The sequence below is a fragment of the Bacillus sp. NMCC46 genome, from assembly GCF_002998465.1.
Classification (GTDB): Bacteria; Bacillota; Bacilli; order Bacillales; family Bacillaceae; genus Bacillus.
The window spans coordinates 1-1,150 of the sequence record NZ_PVQZ01000017.1; the positions used below are offsets into that span (position 1 = coordinate 1).

Consider the following 1,150-nt stretch of genomic DNA (forward strand, 5'->3'; position numbering starts at 1 on the left):
GCTTCACTGAAACCGTTGGTGGCGGTGAGGCCATATAAGCCTTTTTGTGATGTTTTTAAGGCGTCAAAGGACTTTTGTGACGTCTTGTAGACGTCGACTGCCCTGACTGCGGCTGATGTGGCTTGAGTCGTTTTATAGACGGCTTTCCCACCTTTGAAAATGCGTCCTGCCCAACCGACGATAGGGATATATCCTGCTGCTGCCATGCCGCCTGCGGCGACGCGCTGTCCTGCGGTAAGTTCTTCGCCTGTGATCGGGTCAACGCCTGTTGCGGCACGTTTTGCATCGTTCACACCTGTCAGCTCATTCACGATGTTCCCGCCATAATCGAGCGCTTTTTCATACCAAGGACGGTTGGCGAGGGTTTCTTGTTCCTTCGCAATCTTTCGGGCTTCTTCTTGTTCTTTTTTGATTTTGAGATATTCGGAAGTTTGCTTCTCAATATCGCTTTTTGCCTTGTAGATTTCGCTATTTTGATACGCTTTCTTGTCAAAATTCATAGGCGAAATCGCTTTTCCGTCATTTGTCGCATTCATCATTTCTGCGTACAATGCCATTGTAGCTTGCTGCTCCGTTTCTGACAAAGCATATTCATCTTTTAAATTTTGATCAAGCTCTCTTAGGTCTTTTACTGTCTTTTTTCGTTCATCTTCTGCATTTGCAATTTTTTCATCAAAGGTTTTGCTGTCAAATACCTCTAGAGAAATGAGGTCGTCGATGTCTTGAAAAATCGTTTTGAGTGCCTTTTTTTGATCCTTTACAATGCTTTTGGCATTTTTGATGCCCATATGTACAGCGTTGTCTAAAAAGTGTTCTTCTACGAAGGTATCGCCGCCAAAGTTTGTATCATCGAGTGTCCCAGAAACACCTTCATGAAAGGCTTTTTGCTTATCAATGAAGCTGATAAACATGTCTACATTTCCAGCCAGCTCTTTATAAAAGCTTTTAATGTTGTCGGCGCCTTTTCCAGTGAAATCATCACCGAGATTCGCCACACCTTGTAGTGCCTTTTTTAAATCTACCATTTGTTCACGGAGTTCCTGATAGTGTTTTGCCCTTGTGTCCGTGGCACTTGTTAGTGCTTTTGCATCAATTATCTTGCCCAGAAGAAGTCACTCCCTCCATTATTGATCATAAAGTCTATTTTACC

1 protein-coding gene is annotated in these 1,150 nt (G+C 43.3%); it reads right to left on the reverse strand.

The window, feature by feature from the left end; translation table 11 throughout:
- Nucleotides 1–1,106 (reverse strand): ribonuclease YeeF family protein (locus C6Y01_RS18800; protein ID WP_106038610.1); only part of this gene is annotated, 1,106 nt, incomplete at its 3' end.
- Nucleotides 1,107–1,150: the final 44 nt, after the last annotated feature.